The sequence below is a fragment of the Lentzea jiangxiensis genome (assembly GCF_900104175.1).
GTDB lineage: Bacteria > Actinomycetota > Actinomycetes > Mycobacteriales > Pseudonocardiaceae > Lentzea > Lentzea jiangxiensis.
Genome location: NZ_FNIX01000010.1, coordinates 141,846 through 158,451, shown reverse-complemented (window position 1 = coordinate 158,451; position 16,606 = coordinate 141,846). Strand labels below are relative to the sequence as shown.

Here is a 16,606-nt window from a genome sequence, read left to right as displayed (position 1 = left end):
GGGGTGGCTTCGTCACGACTCGTGACGAAGCCACCCCACCCGGGCCGTGTGGGAAGACTGCTCGGCTTTGTCTTCGCTTGGTCGCTTCGGCATCGCGGGCGTTGGGCTGCCGGACTGCTCGTGGTCAGAGGTGTTCTTTGCTCAGCTTGCGCCACAGGGCGGGGAGGTCTGCTTCCGTCTTGTGCGCCAGCTCCACCTCTTTGCCGTACAGCAGGCCGAAGGTGAAGCCGTTCTCGTCGCCCCTGCCCAGGTCCAGGAGCACCGGGCGGGCCACCACCGAGTCCTGGTGGTCGCCCAGCAGGGTGGTGACGTCCTTGGCCCGCTTGCGGAGGGACTCGGCGTGCTTGCCGAGGGCCGGTTCGGCCACCTCGGCCGAGTAGCGGAGGCGTTTGGCTGCTTTGCGGGCCTCGTGCAGGGGTTCGTCGCTGTCGGTGGTGGCCAGGGCGGCTTCCACGCGGACGTCGAGGCGGTGGCGGGCCTTTTCCACCAGGCCGGGGAGGACGTCCTTGGCCTTGCCCGAGGCTTTGCCGGTCAGGGGTGGCTCGGTCAGGAGGGTGTCGATGCTCGCCAGGAGCGCGAAGTAGCGCTTGCTGTCGAGCGCCGCCACGGAGTCGTTGTGCGCTTTGGCTTCCAGCGGGGCGAAGTGTCGCGTCAGGCGGGCCGCGACGTCGCCGAGCACCAGTTCCGGTGGGAGGGCGTGGAGGCCGTCTTCGAAGCGCTTGCGGAGCACCTCCAGGTCGCGGGAGGTGCCGAGGACTCCGGCGAGCCACTTCAGTTCGTCGGTGAGGGCTCGGGTTCGTTCCCGGTCCAAGATCTTGCCGAAGGCCTGCAGCGCCGAGCGCATGCGGCGGGTGGCCACCCGCATCTGGTGGACGGCGTCGTGCTCGTTGCGGCGGACTCGCGGGTCCTGGTTCTGCAGGGCCGCTCGTTGGTCGTAGAGGTAGGCGAGGACCACGTCGCCTGCCGTCGGCTTCTTGCCGAGGGCGGGGCCGGAGTCCCGCCGGATGCCGATCACCTGCGAGAGCTTGGACTTCGAGGACGACGGGACGATGCCCGCGTCGCCCAGGTGGCGTTCCACGGTGTCGAGGAGCTCGCGGTCGCCGCTCTCGCCCAGTTCGACCTCGATCTCGCGCCACGAGCTCGTGGTGGTCGAGGAGCCCAGGGTTTGCGCGGTGACGACGTCGTCGACGACCTCGGCGAGCATGTCGCCGTCGCCGTTGGACAGCTGCCAGCGGCGGCGGTTGGTGCGGATCTCGGCGACCGGGGTGAGGGCGTTGCCCCTCGTGTGGGCGCGGACCAGGGAGGCGAGGTCTTTCGGGGGTTTCTTCGTCGCGCGGCCCAGGGGGACCCGGAGCTCCTGGCGGGAGTCCTCACCTGCCGGGAGCTTCAGGTGCCAGCCCTCGTCCGCGCCGCCGACGCGCCTGCGCAGGGTCACGCCGGCGCGGGCCAGCCGGTAGTCGTCCGTGTCGAAGTACGTGGCTTCGAGGTCGAACTCCTCCGGACCGGTGGCCACGCCGGTGATCTCGGTGAGGTCCGGCAGACTCGCGTCTGATGGGGCCTCGTACTTGCGTTCGGTCTCCGTCGTAGAGGTCGCCATTTGTCATTAATACCTCGTTTTGCCCCGGTTCACTCATGGTCGTGACGGTGTGTGAGAGCGGGGTTCCTCGGTCGGGCGGAAGTGCGTCTCCAATGCGTGCAAAAGGTGGTCACCGCCTTGGCGGGGCCGCCCTGGTCGGGTTCGCTGGTCGCGTGCCCACGGAGAAGGAACGGCTCGACGCGGTCGAGCCGCAGGTCGCGACCTTGATCAGCCACGTCGGTCAGCTCACGGCGGAGCTCGAGCGCGTCACGGCCCGGCTCACGGTGCTCGAGCGGCGATTGTCCGGTGCCGGGGACGGGCCGCTGGCCGACCTCGACGCGGTGGCCGGCGACATCGCGCCGCTGGTCGAGGTGCTGCGCAGGGCTTGGGACGCCGAGCAGGAGATCCTCGCCGACCCCGCGCGGGTCGAGCTGAGGCAGCAGGTGCTCGAGTTCGACGGGCTCAAGGCCCGGCGGGACGAGGCCCGGTCCAGGTTGGACGGCGGGCGGGTGCCCCGGTTCGAACGGGACGCGCTGTCGCACGAGGTGCGCCAGATGGAGTGGCTGATCAACGCGAACGAGGCCGGCGCGCGGCGGGCGGCCGAGCGGCTCGCGGCCGACGAGGACGCCGCGGGGGAGGAGTGGCGCACCGAGGCCGTGCTCGCGGGCGACAAGGCCCGGGGTGAGATCAGGGAAGCGGCGGCGCGGCGGATCTCCGCGGCGCTCGGGCAGTACGCGCGGATGCCCGTGTGGTTCCGGGTCGGCCTGGGCGAGATCCCCACGCCGGACCCGTCGTTCTGGCTGGAGTCGGCGATCGCGGTGCTGGCGTACCGGCTCGAGTACGGCGTCACGGACGCCGTCTCGCCTCTCGGGGCGGCACCGTCGGCGGCGTCGGGCAGTGGGAACTGGGTCCGCCGCACCAACGTCCACGCCGACATCACCGACCGGCTCACCACGCTGGCCGCCACGTTCCACCTGCAGTAACCTGTTCCGCAACCGCTTGGTTGCAGGAGGTGGCGAGGTGGACCGGATCGAACGCGACGTGCTGGTCAACGCGTCGCCCTCGCGCGTCTGGACCGCGCTGACCTCGGCCGGGCACCTCGGCACGTGGTTCGGCGACGCGGGGGCGACGGTGTCGGAGCTGGCGCCCGGCGGAGAGGTCACCCTCACGTGGACCGAGCACGGCACCGGGCGTGCGATCATCGAGGTGGTCGAGCCCGAGACGTTCCTGTCGTGGCGCTGGTCGGGTCCGCTCGGGCCGGATCCGGTGCCCGGCAACGCGACGCTGGTCGAGTTCACGCTCGTCCCGCAGGACGGCGGCACGCTGCTGCGGGTCGTGGAGAGCGGGTTCACGCGGCTCGACCTGCCGTCGGAGGAGCAGGAGCGGTACGCGTCCGGCAACGTCGACGGCTGGGGCCACGAACTCGACGAGCTGCGGGAGCACCTGGAGAAGTGAGTCAGGTCGATGACGTGCTGGCCGCGCTCGCCGATCCGATGCGCCGACGGATCCTCGACCTGGTCGCCGCGAAGGGCGCCGTGTCGGCGTCGGCGCTCGCGACCGAGCTGCCGGTGAGCAGGCAGGCGATCGTGAAGCACCTGGCCGTGCTGGAGAGGGCGGAGCTGGTGGCGTCCGAACGCGCCGGCCGGGAGAACAACTTTTCCGTCCGGTCCGGTGCGCTGGACGCCACGGCCACCTGGATGGCCGGCCTCGCCTCCCAGTGGGACGCGAGGCTGGCGGCCATCAAGAAGATCGCTGAAAGCTGAAGGCACCGCCGACCATCGTGGCCAGCACGGGGATGTCCGCGATCGCGTCGCTGGTGCGCGGGTCGTCGCCGAGCACCACGAGGTCCGCGAGCTTGCCGGGCGTGAGGCTGCCCAGCACGTGCTCCTTGCGGCACGCGTAGGCGCTGCCGAGGGTGTAGGCGCGGATCGCCTCCTCGACGGTGATCGCCTCGTCCGGGCCGACCGCGCGGCCGCCGGACGACCGCCGCCGCACCATGAACTCGATGGCGCGCAACGGCGCCCCGTCCGCCACCGGCCGGTCCGAGCTGCCCGCGACGGTGATCCCGCGGTCGAGGAACGACCTGCCGCGGTACAGCCACGGCGCCCGCTCCTCGCCCATGATCTCGCTGTAGTCGTCGCCGTACGCGTGCAGGAACGTCGGCTGCACGACGGGAACCAGCCCCAGGGCCGCGATCCGCTCGAGCTGGTCGGGGCGGACCAGGCCGCAGTGCTCGACGCGGTGCCGGGCGTCCGGGCGTGGGCGCTGCCGTTGCGCCTCGGCCACGGCGTCCAGGGTGAAGTCGATGGCGCGGTCGCCGATCGCGTGGATCGCGAGCTGCCAGCCCGCGTGGTGCCCGTCGACGATCGCCGCCCGCATGAGCTCCTCGGACTCGGCGAGCTGACCCGCGTTGTCCGTGCCCGCGTACGGCTCGGTCAACGCGGCCGTGCGCGCGATCATGCCGCCGTCGGTCCACAGCTTCATGGCGCCCAACGACAGCATGTCGTCGCCGAACCCGGTGTGCAGGCCCAGGTCGATCGCGCGCGGGATCCGGTCGGCCGGATCGGCGGCGACGTCGTGCAGGACGTGCGCGGACACCATGAGCTGCACGCGGATCGGCAGCCGGGCGCGCTGGTACGCGGCGGCCTCGAGCGGGCTGCTGGCGATCAGGCCCGCGCCGATGCCCGCCTCCGCGCACATCGTGACGCCCTCGGCGAGCACCTGCCGTGCGCTCTCGTGCAGCTCGGCGGTAATCTCGTCGAGCGAGTACGGCAGGCGCAACGTCCGCGCGGCCAGCTGCTCGTTCTCGGTGAGCCAGCCGTCGCTCGTGATCTCCGGCAGCCGCCGCAGCACCGCGGAGTTCACGACGCACGCGTGGCCGGACAGGTCGGCGACGTAGACGGGCCTGTCGCCGCTGATCCGGTCGAGGTCGGCGGCCGTGAGCGGGGAGTCCATGATCCGCCGGTCGTAGCCGGACGCCTCGATCCAGCCGGTGCCGGGAGCGCCGGCGAGGCGGTCGAGGACGGCGGCCGCGGTCGCCAGGCCGGTGATGTCGATCGTGCGTCGGCCGTTCCACGCGAGGTGCGTGTGGGCGTCGATGAAACCGGGGAGCACCACGGCGCCGCCGAGGTCCACGGTCTCGGCGGCCGGCAGGTCCGCGACCTGCTCGTCCAGCCCGGCGATGCGGCCCTGCCAGATGCCGATGGTGTGCGCGGCGGGGCGTGCCGGGTCCATCGTGATGGTCCGGCAGCCCGTCAGCTTCAGGTCGAGTTCCACCTGGTGGGTCCTACGCGGTCGCGAGGACCGGCACAGGGGTGTGGGTGAGCACCGAAGCCAGGATTTCACCCGATCGAACCGCGACGTTCGACAGCAACGACGACGTGATGCCGTGCGAGTGCTCAGTGCCACCCTGCAGGTAGATGCCGCCCTTGAGCGACGACTGCAGGCGGTAGTCGCGGCCCACGACCAGACGACCGGCCTCGTCCCGTGCGCACATCTCGTCCAGCGAGCCGAGCATCGGCATGGCCTCGTCGTAGCCGGTCGCGAGCAGCACGAGGTCGGTGTCGACGAACTCCTGCTCGCCGGTGACCAGCGACTGGATCACCGCGCGGGCGCCGTCCTGGGTCTCCTCGACCGCGACGAGCCGGGTCATCTTCATCATCCTCAGGCGCTCGGTGCCGAGCACCTTCTCCCGGTACGTGGTGCGGTAGAGCTGCGCGATCAGGTCGACGTCGACGACGGAGTAGTTGGTGTTGCGGTGGTACTCCATCAGTCGCCGCTTGACGGCGTCCGGTGCGTCGAAGTAGTGGTCGACGGCCTCGGGGTCGAAGATCCGGTTCGCGAACGAGCTGTCGTCCGCGGGGGAGTAGCCGTAGCGGGAGAACACCGAGCACACCTCGGTACGCGGGAACTCGCGGTGCAGGTACGCCACGGCCTCCGCCGCGCTCTGCCCGGCGCCCACGACGACGCAGCGCTCCGGGTCGGTGAGCTCGCCGACGCGGTGCAGGAACTCGCTGTTGTGCCAGACGCGGTCCGACAGGGTGATGCCCTCGGGCACGGTCGGGCGCAGTCCGGTGGCGAAGACGAGGTTGCGGGCGTGGTACACGTCACCCGTGGCCGTCGTCACCTCGAACAGGTCGTCCTGGATCGCTTCCACGCCAACGGCTTCGGTGCCGTAGGAGACCACGTCGTCGACCTGGGCGGCCGCCCACTCGAAGTAGTCGTGGAACTCGACGCGCAGCGGGAACAGGTTCTTGTGGTTGACGAAGTCGATCAGCCGGCCGCGGTCGCGCAGGTAGCACAGGAACGAGAAGCGGCTGGCCGGGTTCCTCATCGTGACCAGGTCCTTGAGGAAGGAGACCTGCATGGTGGCGTCGTCGAGCAGCATGCCCCGATGCCAGCCGAACGCCTGCTGGCGTTCCAGGAACACCGCGGTGACGGGGGTTTCGGCCTGCTCGTTGTGCTCGGTCAGAGCGATGGCGAGTGCCAGGTTCGAGGGACCGAACCCGATACCGACGATGTCGTAGATCGGATGCATGAGCACCGAACTTAGGGCAGCCTAAGCTACCTTGGCAAGCCGTCAGTTAGGTTAGCCTGACCGTAACGCACCGAAGTGAAGGAGGACACCCCCATGAGGGTCGTCATGTTCGGGTTCCAGACCTGGGGTCATCGCACCCTGCAGGCACTTTTGGCGTCCGAGCACGAGGTCGTCCTGGTGGTGACCCACCCGAGGGGTGAGGGTGCGTACGAGAAGGTCTGGAGCGATTCGGTCGAGGACCTGGCGCGCGAGAACGGCGTCGACGTCCTCGTCCGCGAGCGTCCGGAAGACCAGGAGCTGCTCGACGCCCTCAAGGCCGCGGAGCCGGACGTGATCGTCGCGTGCAACTGGCGCACCTGGATCCCGCCGCAGGTCTTCGCCCTGCCCAAGCACGGCACGTTGAACGTGCACGACTCGCTCCTGCCGAAGTACGCGGGCTTCTCGCCGTTGATCTGGGCGCTTCTCAACGACGAGAAGGAAGTCGGCGTGACGGCCCACATGATGGACGACACGCTCGACGCCGGCGACATCGTGCTGCAGCGCTCGGTCCCGGTCGGCCCGCGCGACACGACCGCGGTCCTGTTCGAGAAGACGCTGGAGCTCTTCGGCCCGATCACCGTCGACGGCCTCGCCGAGATCGCCTCCGGTCGCACGGACTTCACCAAGCAGGACCGTTCGCAGGCTTCGTTCTTCCACAAGCGCGCGGAGGAGGACCTGCGCATCGACTTCACCTGGACCGCCGAGGAACTGGACCGCCTGGTGCGCGCGCAGTGCGCGCCGTACCCGAGCGCGTTCTGCTTCCACCGCGGCCGGCGGCTGGAGATCATCGAGGCGGACGTCTCCTCCGCGGTCTACGGCGGCACCCCCGGCCGGATCTTCTACCGCGAGGGTGACGGTGTCGCGATCGTCGCGGGAGCCGAGGCCCGCCGTGGCCGCAGCAAGGCGTTGCTGGTCAAGAAGGTTCGCACCGCCGACGGCGTGGAGCTCGAGGCGCACGAGTACTTCAAGAACATGGGCGGCTACCTCACCTCGCGCCCGTAACCGGGACACGCGGATCACGGACCGGGTGACCGGTCCGTGATTCGCATGGTTAATCATTGCCGCATGAATCGCGCGGCGGTGACGTCACTGGTGGTCTTCCTGCTGCTCGTGGCGGTGGGCTGGTACCTCACGAAACTCCAGTCCCCGCAGGAGAACCCGCCCGCCACCCCCGCGCCCACCGGGTCCGCCCCGACCGGTTCGTCCGACCTCGCCGCGCTGGTCGTCGCGCCCGAGGGCAAGATGGCCGGCTACAGCCGCGACCGCTTCCCGCACTGGGCCTCGCAGGGGAACTCCTGCGACACCAGGGAGGTCGTGCTGCAGCGCCAGGGCGTCGACGTGAAGTCGGACAAGGACTGCAAGGCCACATCAGGAACCTGGACCAGCGTCTACGACGGCGTGGTGATCAAGGACGATGGCGAGGTCGACATCGACCACACCGTGCCGCTCGCCGAGGCCTGGCGGTCCGGCGCCGACAAGTGGACCGACGAGCAGCGCAAGGCGTTCGCCAACGACCTCGGCGGGATCCAGCTGATCGCCGTGACCGCGAAGTCCAACCGCTCCAAGGGCGACCAGGACCCGGCGAAGTGGAAGCCGCCGGTCGCCGCGTACGGCTGCACGTACGCGCGGCACTGGATCGCGGTGAAGATCAATTACAAGCTCACCGCCGACCAGGCGGAGCACGACGCGCTCGCCGGGTTGCTCGCGACCTGCTAGCGAGGCCAGAAAGCAGGCTTGCGAGCCGGGGTGACCGCGACGAGCCCGCTCACGACCTTCCCGGTGAGCAGGTCGTGCAGGAACGCGGACACCGGCCCGTCGTAGTCCTCCTGCTCGGAGAACTCGATGTCGCACAACGTGATCGTCCACCGGTCCGGTGGGCCGTCGGCCCGCCGGTACAGGGTGCAGCCGCCCTCGGCCGCCGTCCCCCACGGGACGAGGCCTTCCGGGGCGGCGTGCACGTCGGTCGTGAAGTCGTCGAGCGAGTCCTCGTCGGCGATCGGCGAGATCACCGCGACGACGTGGTCGAAGAGCCCGCTGCTGACGGCCGACAGGATTTCCTCGTAGTCGCCGGGAACGCGAACCCCACGTAGTCCTCGGCCTCGGCCTGGGTCGGCTCCTGCTCCCACCCCGGCAACGCGACGAGGTCCGCGCTCCGCGACACGGTGTCCCTAGCCGACCTGGACGGACTCGAACAGGCCGGACAGCTTCCAGTGCGTCACGTACCCCACGGCCTCGGCGGCGATCAGCACGTCGAGCTTGCCGAGGTTCGTCCGCGCCGGCATCTGGTAGGCCTTGCCGCGCCGCACGTCGAGCACCATCGGCGTGGCGCCGGGCAGCGTGTCCGCGACCGTGTGCTGCAGGATCCGCAGCGCCACGTTCGCCGCCTCCCTGGTCAGCGGCGCCTCCTTGGTGTGCACGAGCACCGCGTACGTCGACCCGTCCTTCTTGCGCAGCCCGAGGTGCGGCCGCACCTTCAGGGTCAGCTCACCGGCGCGGTAGGTGGTCCCCTCCACCGGCACACCGGTCGCCTTGAACGACGCCAGCCAGGGCAGGAAGCCGTCGGCGATCTCCTCGAACGCCCGCGGCTGGCCCGTGCGGTTGGCGCTCATCACCGCCTTCTCGAGCTCGATCTCCGGCTCGGTCGAGTTGACCGCTCGGCGCATGGCGTCGCGGATCGGGTTGTAGAACCCGCACACCCGCGTGTCGGAGGCCAGGTACATCCCCCGCTGTTCCGACACGATGTTGATGCGTCCACGCTGACCGCTCATGACGTACTCGGTGAACGACAGTGCGGTGACGCTGACGTTGTTGTCCGGCAACGTTCTCTCCCCTCGTACCGCGAGCTTCACCTGACGTTATCCGAGAGGTCTGACAAAAACGGCCCTGCTCCGAACGGCCCATCCGCTACGCAGAGTCGAGGATCACTCGGTTGGGTGATACGGACCGTTGCGACGTAGGTCGCAATCGGTGAACGGACGGTGACGAACCAGCGACCGATCGCGCGAATGACCGTTCGTCTGCCGTTCGCCGACGCTCACCGAACGCTCACCGCACGACCCGGCGGAGTAACACTCCGTAGAAGATCAACTCAGGAGAATGGATCCGTCAGGAGGAGTCACGGCGAAGGAGCACGATGGCGGTCAAAGCGGAGCGTTCGCCCGGCAGAGCGGGTGACGTGGAGGTTCCGCGGCCGCGGCAGTCGGCGAAGTGGCTCGTCCACCTGGGAAGCTGGCCGCACGCGGCGCAGGTGACTGTCATCCTCGTGCTGATCGCGCTGCTGCTGTGGGCCATCGCCGTGACTCTCGGGCCCGATCAGGCCTTCATCGTCGGCTCCGCGGGCATCGCGGCCAAGCTGATCTGCATGTACCTCGACACCCGCGTCCGCCGTTAACGCGCGTAGCGCTCAGCCGCCCTGGCCTTCGCCTTCGCGGCCTCGGCCTCGCGGTCCTTGGGCGGAGCCGTCGTGACCAGCGCGTCCAGCAGTTCCCGCGTCGCCGCCGCCACGGCCGCGACCGCCTGGTCGAACGCGGCCTGGTTCGCCGCGGACGGCTTGGCCGCCCCGCTCACCTTCCGCACGTACTGCAGCGCCGCGGCCTGCACCTCGTCGGAGGTGGCCGGCGGTTCGAAGTTGTGGAGCACCCGGATGTTTCGGCACATGCCCCCACTATGACCTGTCCGGCGGCGCCGCGCGGGTGTGGATGCGTTCTCCCTGCTTGCCGAACAGGCTGATGATCTCGGCGGGCCTGCCGTCCGCGCTGCTGAAGCTGTGCGGCTGCCGGCAGTCGAACTCGGCCACCTCGCCCGCGCGCAGCACGATCTCCTTGTCGCCGAGCCGCATCCGGATCCGCCCGCTCAGCACGTAGAACCACTCGTAACCCTCGTGCACGCGCGGTTCGTGCAGCTCCGAGTCCGTGATGATCATCTTCCACGCCTGCAGGGGCCCGATGGAGCGGGTCAGCGGGATGCCGACGCGGCCGTGGCCGAGCTGGCGCGGCTTCATCGCGACGCGCGGATCGCCGACCTCGGGCGCGCCGACCAGGTCGTCCAGCGTCACCTGGTAGGTCCGCGACAACGGGAGCAGCAGCTCCAGCGTCGGCTTGCGCTGGTCGGTCTCCAGCCGCGACAGCGTCGACTTGGAAATGCCCGTCATCTCGGACAAAGTCGCCAGCGTCAGGTCGTGCTCGGCTCGCAGCGAGGCGAGCCGTTGCCCCACGGTTGTTGCCATAACAGCAACTTACTTTGCCAAAACCGGACTGTCGACCGCACTCTCGGAGCATGGACTACGAAGTGGTGATCATTGGTGGGGGAGCGGCCGGGCTGAGCGCCGCCCTGATGCTGACCAGGGCGCGTCGCAGCGTGCTCGTGGTCGACGGTGCCGAGCCGCGCAACGCGCCAGCCGCGCACATGCACAACTACCTCTCTCGCGACGGCTTCTCGCCGTTGGAACTGCTCAAGCACGGACGGGCCGAGGTCGAGGGCTACGGCGGAGAGATCGTCAACGACGAGGTTCGGGGCGTCACGGCGCTCGACGACGGGTTCGCGGTCGACCTGAGCGAGCGCACGGTCCGTGCCAAGCGCTTGCTGTTCGCGACCGGCATGGTGGACGAGGTGCCGGACAACCTGCGCGAACGCTGGGGCCGGGACGTCTTCGGCTGCCCGTACTGCCACGGCTACGAGGTCCGCGACCAGAAGCTCGTGGTGTTCGGCGAGGAGATGAAGGTCGCCCTGGTCCGGCAGTGGTCGGACGACGTCACGCACGTCCCGTCCGTCGACGGCGTCGAGGTCGAGGACGACCGGCTCGTCGCGGTCATCTCGGGAGGCCGGCGGGTGCCGGCCGACGCACTCGTGTACTCCGCGCCGGTGAAACCGCGCGACGAGTTCCTTCTGGCGTTGGGCGCCGAAACCGTGGAAACACCGGCCGGCCAGTTCGTGCGCACGGACGACAAGGGCCGCACGAGCGTTCCCGGCGTTTACGCGGCCGGCAACGTCACCGACCCGTCAGCCATCGTGATCGTCGCCGCCGCGCAGGGCGCCCAGGCGGCCGGGATGATCAACGTCGACCTGCTGGGCCTCATGCCGGCAGGCTGATCCGGAACGTCGAGCCCAGGCCGGGCTCGCTCGTCACCGACACCGTGCCGCCGTGCGCCTCGACCAGGTGCCGCGTGATGGCGAGCCCGAGTCCGCTGCCGCCCGTGGTGCGGCTGCGCGACCTGTCGGCTCGCCAGAAGCGGTCGAACACGTGCGGCAGGTCGCCGGGAGCGATACCGGTGCCGGTGTCCGCGACCTCGAGGACCGCGCTGTCCTGCGACCGGAAGAGCCTCACGACCACCTCGCCACCGGGCGGGGTGTAGCGGACGGCGTTCGCCACGAGGTTGCCGAGCGCCTGCCGCAGCCGCACGGGATCCGCGGTGAGGTGCACCGGCGTCGTCTCGGCCCGCAGCAGGACCTCGCGGTTCTGCCGGGCGTTGACGACCTGGTCCACGACGTCGTCGAGCGCGATCGGCTCGGGGTGCAGCTTCAGGGTGCCCGCGTCGGCCTGCGCGAGGTCGTGCAGGTCGTCCACGAGTCGTTGCAGCAGAAGGGATTCCTCCAGCAGCATGCCGATCAGGTGCGGGTCCGGGTCGGCGAGCCCGTCCTGCGTCGCCTCCAGCCAGCCGGTGATGGTGCCCAACGGCGTGCGCAGCTCGTGCGCGACGTCGCTCACCATCGCCTGCCGCTGTCGTTCGGTCTCGGCGAGCTTTTCGGACATGGCGTTGAACGACCGTGCCAGCTCACCGATCTCACCCGCGCCACCGTCGACACGTGCCGTGCGGTCCCCTTCGGCCGTGCGCTTGGTGGCGGCGGTGAGAGCGCGGATGGGACGCACGAGCTGCGTCGCCGTGACCCACGACGCGAAGCCCGCGATCGCGAGGATCCCCAGTGCCACCACCGAGATCCGGGTGGCGCCGGTCGTGGACAGGTCGATCGTCTGCGGCTCGTCGCCGGTGGTCGCGGTGAGGAAGAGCTGCACCGGTGCGGCGACGCGCGGTCTGAGCTGCTCGCGCCGCGCGCCGTCCATGCACTCCACGACCTCCGGCGGCTCGCCGCTGACGGTGGTCACCTCCCAGTCGAACGACTTCAGCGCGGGAGCCCTGTACCCGAACGGGAGGGGCCCGGGCAGCGCGTCGACGCACGTCGAGAACAACCGGTGCAGTTCCGCGTACGCCGCGAGCTCCGTGGCGGTGAGGACGTACAGCCGATCACCGACCGTGCAGTCCTCCCAGAGCGACAGCTCCCCGGGACGGAGGTTCGGCAACCGCGGCCGTCCGTTGGGCGCGATGACGATGTTGATCCTGTTGTTGGTGCACGCGAGGAGCTGGTCCGCGTAGCTCTGCAGCTTCCGGCGCTCCTCGTCGGTGAGCTTGAACGGGCCCACCGCTCTCGGGTCGATCCTCCCGTTGACGTTCAACGGGTCCACGAGCGCCTTGGGGGTGATCGGCAGCCGCGGCGCGTTCTCCCGGCCGGTGTCCACCAGGGTCTTGCCGTTGCCGTCGGTCAGGGCGATGCGGCGGCCGTGCTTCTCCGCGATGACCTCCACGACGTCCTTCGAGCCCGTCCAGTCCTCGTGCGTGGCCGCGTAGCGCACCAGCTCGTCCAGGATCTGCGCATCCGTCTCGAGCGCCTCGCCCTGCTCCTGGCGGATCGTGCCCGTCGTCGCCTGGCTCGCGAGCCACGCCGTGACCGCGATCGAGCAGGCCGCGATCACCAGCGAGAACAGGAAGAAGCGGACGAGCAGGCTCTTCATGCGAGCTTGTACCCGATGCCGTAGACGGTCAGCAGGCGTTCCGGACGGCGCGAGTCCTGCTCGATCTTGCGGCGCAGGTTCATCATGTGCACGTCGACCGTGCGCGCGGTGATGAACCCGTCCTCCAACAGCTGTTCGCGCGTGAACACCCGTTGCGGCTGCGCGGCCATCTTGGCCAGCAGGCGGAACTCGGCGGGCGTGAGGCTCACCAGCTCGTCCTTGATGCGCACTTCGTGCCGGATCGGGTCGACGGTCAGATCGCCGACCTTCAGCACCGTCGCGTTCGTCTCGCGCGCACGTCCGGTTCGCCGCAGGATCGTCCGCACCCGCGCGACCATCTGCCGCGGCCGGAACGGCTTGGTGATGTAGTCGTCCGCGCCCAGGTCGAACCCGAGCAGCACGTCGTCCTCGGTGGACCGTGCGGTGAGCAACACGATCGGCACGTCCGACCCGGCGCGGACCGCGCGCATCACGTCGAGGCCGTCGACCAGCGGCATCATCACGTCCAGCACCAGCAGGTCGGGGTTGCGGCGCCGCGTCTCGTCGATCGCCGCCCGTCCGTCGTGGACGACCACCACGGAGTGCCCGTCGTGCTCGAGGTACCGGCGGACGAGTTCAGCCTGGTGAACGTTGTCCTCGGCGACGAGGATGTGGGCGCACACGGTTCGCAGTATGCAGGTCTTCATGGCAGGCAAGCGGAACGCAAACAGGTTCTTCATCGGTTCCGGCGAGCGTGGCCGCCATGAAGGCGCACCTGGTGCTGGCGGCGGTCGCGTTGACCGCGATCCTGCTGACGACGGCCCAGCCGGCCGGGGAGACGTCCCCCGCGGCGGTGCCGACGTCGTCCGCCCCGCCCGTCACCGTCGCCTCGTCCTCTCCGCCGCCGCGGGTGTACACGTCCAGCGCTGACCTGCCCGACGGCCCCGAGTTCCCGGTGGCCGGCGCGGGCGCGTTCCACGTCGTGCCGGGAAGCGGCCCGGTCGTCGGCACGGGTCCGCTCCGCACCTACGCCGTCGAGGTGGAGAACGGCATCACCGTGGACGAGCAGGCCTTCTCGGCGTTCGTGGACGCCACGCTCGCCGACCCGCGCGGCTGGACCGCCCGCGGCGCCCGTTCGGTGCAACGCGTCTCGGGAGCCGCCTCGGTGCGCATCAGGCTGACGTCGCAGCAGACCGCGCGAGCCGTGTGCGGCTTCGAGATCCCGGTCGACGTCTCGTGCCGTGACGGGAACTCCGTCTTCCTGAGCGCCGCGCGCTGGTTCCGCGGCGCGGTCGCGTTCCTGCCGGACCTCGACTCGTACCGGAGGTACGTGGTCAACCACGAGGTCGGCCACGCGTTCGGGTACGGGCACCAGCCGTGCGGCGTGGCCGGAGGGCCGGCGCCGGTGATGATGCAGCAGACGTTCAGCGTGGCCAACGACGAGATCGTCCGCATCACCGGCGGCGTGCCGCAGGGCGCCGTCATCCCGCAGGACGGGAAGGTGTGCACGCCGAACGGCTGGCCGTACCCGTGATCTCGCGCGTTCACCTGTGGTTGAGGTCCGTCCTCACCGCCCAGGCACCTGGACGTCACGCGCTCGCGGCGCACCGGCTGCGGCACTCGCTCGGGCTGAACCCGTGCACGCGCTTGAAGGCGGCGCTGAACCCGAACGCGTCCGCGTACCCCACCTTGCGCGCCACCGCGGCCACCGTCGCCCCCGACTCGGCCAGCAGGTCGGCCGCCAACGCCATCCGCCACCGCGTCAGGTAGGTCAGCGGCGGCACCCCGACCAGCCTGGCGAACCGCCCGGCCAGCGTCGTCCGCGCCACTCCGGCCTCCCTGGCCAGCAGGGCGAGCGTCCACGCCCGTCCTGGATCCGCGTGCATCGAGCGCAGGACCGGCCCGACCACCTCGTCGGCGAGGGCGGCCGGCCACCCGTCACCGTGCTCGCGGTCGAACCAGTCCCGCAGGGCGCACACCATCAACCAGTCGAGGAACCGGTCCGCCACCACACCGGGTCCGCCCAGGCCGATGTGCTCGTAGAAAGCCGCGCACTCCTCGGTCCCGGGCACCACCAGTGCTCCGGGCAGGATCGAGACGAGGCGCCGGGCCACCGCCCCCATCGCGTTGTACGTGCCGCTGACGACCGTTGCACGCCCCTCGACTGCAACAGCCCCCTGCACCACAACGATGTCCCCGGCCTTCGCGACCTCACCGCGCACCTCGACCTCACCCGAAGCCACAGCGCATAACGTGAGCCCGCCGAACACCTCCGCCCCGTCCACCTCGGTCCGGCGCACCCCGGCGCCCTCCGCGCGCATCCCGCGCAGCAGCTCGTCGAACGGCTCCATGCTCCTCAAGATACGGCCTGAACGATCGAACATCATCGATGAACTCTCGCCCATGTCGCGGCGCCCGCCGTGGAGGTTGGCTATCCCCATGACACAAGAGATCCTGGTCGTGGGCGCCACCGGCAAGACGGGCCGCCGGGTGGTTCGAAGCCTGGAAACCCGCGGCGTCACCGTCCGCAAAGCCTCCCGCGCCACCGGTTTCGACTGGAACGACACCACTACCTGGAAGCCGTTCCTCGAAGGCGCCGACGCCGCCTACCTCATCGCCCCGGAAGACCCGGCCGCGGCGGCCCCGTTCACCGACCTGGCCACCACCGCGGGCGTCCGCCGCCTGGTCCTGCTCTCCGGCCGAGGCCTCGACGAGACACCACCGGCCCTCTTCGAAGGCATGCGAGCCGCCGAAGCGGCGCTCCGCGCCAGCACGGCGACGTGGACCATCCTGCGGGCCAACAACTTCCACCAGAACTTCTCCGAAGAGGTCTGGCAGGCCGAGGTCGAGTCCGGCACCCTGTTCCTCCCGGTCGACGACACCCCGGAGCCGTTCGTCGACGTGGCCGACATCGCCGAGACGGCCGCCCTGGCCCTCACCACCGACGACCACCACGCCCAGACCTACAACCTCAGCGGCCCGGAACCCATCACGTTCGACACCGCGCTGGCCAAGATCTCCGCGGCCACGGGCCGCACCACCACCCTGACCCGCCTCGCCCCGGACGAGTACGCGCAGCGCCTGCGCGCCCAAGGCGTCCCCGACGAGGTGGCCACCGAACTGAACATGCTCTATGCGGGCATGCGGGCAGGCGTGCTGGCCACCGCGACCACCGATCTCGAGACCCTCCTGGGCCGCCCGGCCACCAGCTTCGACACCTACGTGGCAGAAACCTGGTCCTGACGGGGCAACAACAGGTGCACGGCAAACCCCGCCGCCGTCGCCAGCACCGCCTGGTAGACGACCGAGACCTGGTAACCGCCCCCCACGAGGAACGCGGCGTCCAGCCCGGTCGTCCACCAGCCGGCCAGCTCACCGAGCCCCACCACGTGCCACCCGAAGAACCCGGCACACCACCCGGCAACGGCCCAGGCGGCCCGCCCACCCCGCCGCACCAGCAGCACCACCGACACCGCGGCCACGGAGTTGAAGACGAGCCCGATCCCCGACAGCGTGGCGTCGGCACTCCAGACCAGGCCGGCCACCGTCTGCAGCACGAGAACGCCAACGACCAGCCCGATGCCCAACCGCGTCTTGTCCACGGCCCGATTATTCAGCCGAGAGTCCGCAGTGGTTCGTTGCACTGCGTCCAAGGTCGGTCGGCCCCCATTGCTGCATATGGCGGCTGCCT

General features: G+C 70.2%; 20 protein-coding genes. 9 read left to right on the top strand and 11 right to left on the bottom strand.

Features of this window, described 5'->3' with window-relative positions:
• Window positions 1-124: 124 nt before the first annotated feature.
• Window positions 125-1,597: a CYTH and CHAD domain-containing protein gene (locus BLQ91_RS24740; protein ID WP_090100234.1), complete on the bottom strand. Its 1,473-nt coding sequence runs from the start codon at window positions 1,595-1,597 to the stop codon at window positions 125-127.
• 152 nt (window positions 1,598-1,749) lie between these two features.
• On the opposite strand from BLQ91_RS24740, the gene BLQ91_RS24735 reads away from it, so the two are divergent.
• The 3 genes from BLQ91_RS24735 to BLQ91_RS24725 are packed head-to-tail and all read left to right on the top strand — an operon-like array spanning window position 1,750 to window position 3,339.
• Window positions 1,750-2,559, top strand: a complete 810-nt coding sequence (locus tag BLQ91_RS24735; RefSeq protein WP_090100233.1) for a hypothetical protein — start codon at window positions 1,750-1,752, stop codon at window positions 2,557-2,559.
• A 37-nt stretch (window positions 2,560-2,596) separates the two neighbouring features.
• The gene (locus BLQ91_RS24730) at window positions 2,597-3,031 is read left to right on the top strand and encodes an SRPBCC family protein (RefSeq protein ID WP_090100232.1); all 435 of its coding nucleotides are present in this window, start codon (window positions 2,597-2,599) and stop codon (window positions 3,029-3,031) included.
• Complete coding sequence (locus BLQ91_RS24725) at window positions 3,028-3,339, top strand: ArsR/SmtB family transcription factor (protein WP_090100231.1); 312 nt, start codon at window positions 3,028-3,030, stop codon at window positions 3,337-3,339. Before BLQ91_RS24730 ends, BLQ91_RS24725 begins: the two co-directional genes overlap by 4 nt.
• On the opposite strand, the gene BLQ91_RS24720 is transcribed toward BLQ91_RS24725, so the two are convergent.
• Window positions 3,317-4,852, bottom strand: a complete 1,536-nt coding sequence (locus tag BLQ91_RS24720) for an amidohydrolase (protein ID WP_218130401.1) — start codon at window positions 4,850-4,852, stop codon at window positions 3,317-3,319. The genes BLQ91_RS24725 and BLQ91_RS24720 overlap by 23 nt on opposite strands.
• A gap of 10 nt (window positions 4,853-4,862) precedes the next feature.
• Complete coding sequence (locus BLQ91_RS24715) at window positions 4,863-6,113, bottom strand: lysine N(6)-hydroxylase/L-ornithine N(5)-oxygenase family protein (RefSeq protein ID WP_090100370.1); 1,251 nt, start codon at window positions 6,111-6,113, stop codon at window positions 4,863-4,865.
• 93 nt (window positions 6,114-6,206) lie between these two features.
• Here BLQ91_RS24715 and BLQ91_RS24710 point away from each other — a divergent pair, with 93 nt between their 5' ends.
• A complete protein-coding gene (locus tag BLQ91_RS24710; protein ID WP_090100369.1) occupies window positions 6,207-7,154 on the top strand; it encodes a methionyl-tRNA formyltransferase in 948 nt (315 codons plus the stop codon).
• A 63-nt stretch (window positions 7,155-7,217) separates the two neighbouring features.
• Window positions 7,218-7,868 (top strand): HNH endonuclease family protein, encoded by a 651-nt coding sequence (locus BLQ91_RS24705; RefSeq protein ID WP_090100230.1) that lies wholly within the window; start codon window positions 7,218-7,220, stop codon window positions 7,866-7,868.
• Here BLQ91_RS24705 and BLQ91_RS24700 read toward each other — a convergent pair.
• Window positions 7,865-8,278 carry a hypothetical protein gene (locus BLQ91_RS24700; protein ID WP_143022792.1) on the bottom strand — a complete coding sequence of 138 codons (414 nt, stop codon included), beginning with the start codon at window positions 8,276-8,278 and terminating at the stop codon, window positions 7,865-7,867. The two genes, BLQ91_RS24705 and BLQ91_RS24700, sit on opposite strands and share 4 nt — an antisense overlap.
• Window positions 8,279-8,320: 42 nt before the next feature.
• On the bottom strand, window positions 8,321-8,971 hold the full coding sequence (locus tag BLQ91_RS24695; RefSeq protein ID WP_245733787.1) for a hypothetical protein: 651 nt from the start codon (window positions 8,969-8,971) through the stop codon (window positions 8,321-8,323).
• Window positions 8,972-9,285: 314 nt separating this feature from the next.
• Here BLQ91_RS24695 and BLQ91_RS24690 point away from each other — a divergent pair, with 314 nt between their 5' ends.
• Window positions 9,286-9,543, top strand: coding sequence for a hypothetical protein (locus BLQ91_RS24690; protein ID WP_090100228.1), 258 nt, complete (start codon window positions 9,286-9,288; stop codon window positions 9,541-9,543).
• Here BLQ91_RS24690 and BLQ91_RS24685 read toward each other — a convergent pair.
• Together BLQ91_RS24685 and BLQ91_RS24680 are read right to left on the bottom strand one after the other, a co-directional pair.
• Window positions 9,540-9,809 carry a DUF2277 domain-containing protein gene (locus BLQ91_RS24685; RefSeq protein WP_090100227.1) on the bottom strand — a complete coding sequence of 90 codons (270 nt, stop codon included), beginning with the start codon at window positions 9,807-9,809 and terminating at the stop codon, window positions 9,540-9,542. The two genes, BLQ91_RS24690 and BLQ91_RS24685, sit on opposite strands and share 4 nt — an antisense overlap.
• Window positions 9,810-9,816: 7 nt before the next feature.
• Entirely contained in the window at window positions 9,817-10,377 is a 561-nt protein-coding gene (locus BLQ91_RS24680) for a helix-turn-helix domain-containing protein (protein ID WP_090100226.1), read from the bottom strand.
• Between the two features lie 50 nt (window positions 10,378-10,427).
• Between BLQ91_RS24680 and BLQ91_RS24675 the strand changes: the two genes are divergently transcribed.
• Window positions 10,428-11,240 (top strand): NAD(P)/FAD-dependent oxidoreductase, encoded by an 813-nt coding sequence (locus tag BLQ91_RS24675; RefSeq protein ID WP_090100225.1) that lies wholly within the window; start codon window positions 10,428-10,430, stop codon window positions 11,238-11,240.
• Here the strand turns inward: BLQ91_RS24675 and BLQ91_RS24670 are convergent.
• Together BLQ91_RS24670 and BLQ91_RS24665 are read right to left on the bottom strand one after the other, a co-directional pair.
• A complete protein-coding gene (locus BLQ91_RS24670; RefSeq protein ID WP_090100224.1) occupies window positions 11,224-12,936 on the bottom strand; it encodes a sensor histidine kinase in 1,713 nt (570 codons plus the stop codon). The genes BLQ91_RS24675 and BLQ91_RS24670 overlap by 17 nt on opposite strands.
• A complete protein-coding gene (locus tag BLQ91_RS24665) occupies window positions 12,933-13,598 on the bottom strand; it encodes a response regulator transcription factor (RefSeq protein WP_090100366.1) in 666 nt (221 codons plus the stop codon). The genes BLQ91_RS24670 and BLQ91_RS24665 overlap by 4 nt, the downstream gene beginning before the upstream one ends.
• A gap of 80 nt (window positions 13,599-13,678) precedes the next feature.
• Between BLQ91_RS24665 and BLQ91_RS24660 the strand changes: the two genes are divergently transcribed.
• Window positions 13,679-14,449 (top strand): DUF3152 domain-containing protein, encoded by a 771-nt coding sequence (locus tag BLQ91_RS24660; RefSeq protein ID WP_218130400.1) that lies wholly within the window; start codon window positions 13,679-13,681, stop codon window positions 14,447-14,449.
• A gap of 55 nt (window positions 14,450-14,504) precedes the next feature.
• Here BLQ91_RS24660 and BLQ91_RS24655 read toward each other — a convergent pair whose 3' ends face one another.
• Window positions 14,505-15,266 (bottom strand): AraC family transcriptional regulator, encoded by a 762-nt coding sequence (locus BLQ91_RS24655; RefSeq protein ID WP_090100223.1) that lies wholly within the window; start codon window positions 15,264-15,266, stop codon window positions 14,505-14,507.
• 88 nt (window positions 15,267-15,354) lie between these two features.
• Here BLQ91_RS24655 and BLQ91_RS24650 point away from each other — a divergent pair, with 88 nt between their 5' ends.
• A complete protein-coding gene (locus BLQ91_RS24650) occupies window positions 15,355-16,158 on the top strand; it encodes an NAD(P)H-binding protein (protein ID WP_090100222.1) in 804 nt (267 codons plus the stop codon).
• On the opposite strand, the gene BLQ91_RS24645 is transcribed toward BLQ91_RS24650, so the two are convergent.
• Window positions 16,134-16,517: a hypothetical protein gene (locus BLQ91_RS24645; protein ID WP_090100221.1), complete on the bottom strand. Its 384-nt coding sequence runs from the start codon at window positions 16,515-16,517 to the stop codon at window positions 16,134-16,136. The genes BLQ91_RS24650 and BLQ91_RS24645 overlap by 25 nt on opposite strands.
• Window positions 16,518-16,606: the final 89 nt, after the last annotated feature.

Excerpts from the sequence above, each read along its gene's own strand:
- BLQ91_RS24740 (WP_090100234.1), bottom strand. The coding sequence starts at position 1,597 with ATGGCGACCTCTACGACGGAGACCGAACGCAAGTACGAGGCCCCATCA.
- BLQ91_RS24715 (WP_090100370.1), bottom strand. The coding sequence starts at position 6,113 with ATGCATCCGATCTACGACATCGTCGGTATCGGGTTCGGTCCCTCGAAC.
- BLQ91_RS24710 (WP_090100369.1), top strand. The coding sequence starts at position 6,207 with ATGAGGGTCGTCATGTTCGGGTTCCAGACCTGGGGTCATCGCACCCTG.
- BLQ91_RS24705 (WP_090100230.1), top strand. The coding sequence starts at position 7,218 with ATGAATCGCGCGGCGGTGACGTCACTGGTGGTCTTCCTGCTGCTCGTG.
- BLQ91_RS24690 (WP_090100228.1), top strand. The coding sequence starts at position 9,286 with ATGGCGGTCAAAGCGGAGCGTTCGCCCGGCAGAGCGGGTGACGTGGAG.
- BLQ91_RS24685 (WP_090100227.1), bottom strand. The coding sequence starts at position 9,809 with ATGTGCCGAAACATCCGGGTGCTCCACAACTTCGAACCGCCGGCCACC.
- BLQ91_RS24680 (WP_090100226.1), bottom strand. The coding sequence starts at position 10,377 with ATGGCAACAACCGTGGGGCAACGGCTCGCCTCGCTGCGAGCCGAGCAC.
- BLQ91_RS24675 (WP_090100225.1), top strand. The coding sequence starts at position 10,428 with ATGGACTACGAAGTGGTGATCATTGGTGGGGGAGCGGCCGGGCTGAGC.
- BLQ91_RS24670 (WP_090100224.1), bottom strand. The coding sequence starts at position 12,936 with ATGAAGAGCCTGCTCGTCCGCTTCTTCCTGTTCTCGCTGGTGATCGCG.
- BLQ91_RS24660 (WP_218130400.1), top strand. The coding sequence starts at position 13,679 with ATGAAGGCGCACCTGGTGCTGGCGGCGGTCGCGTTGACCGCGATCCTG.
- BLQ91_RS24655 (WP_090100223.1), bottom strand. The coding sequence starts at position 15,266 with ATGGAGCCGTTCGACGAGCTGCTGCGCGGGATGCGCGCGGAGGGCGCC.
- BLQ91_RS24650 (WP_090100222.1), top strand. The coding sequence starts at position 15,355 with ATGACACAAGAGATCCTGGTCGTGGGCGCCACCGGCAAGACGGGCCGC.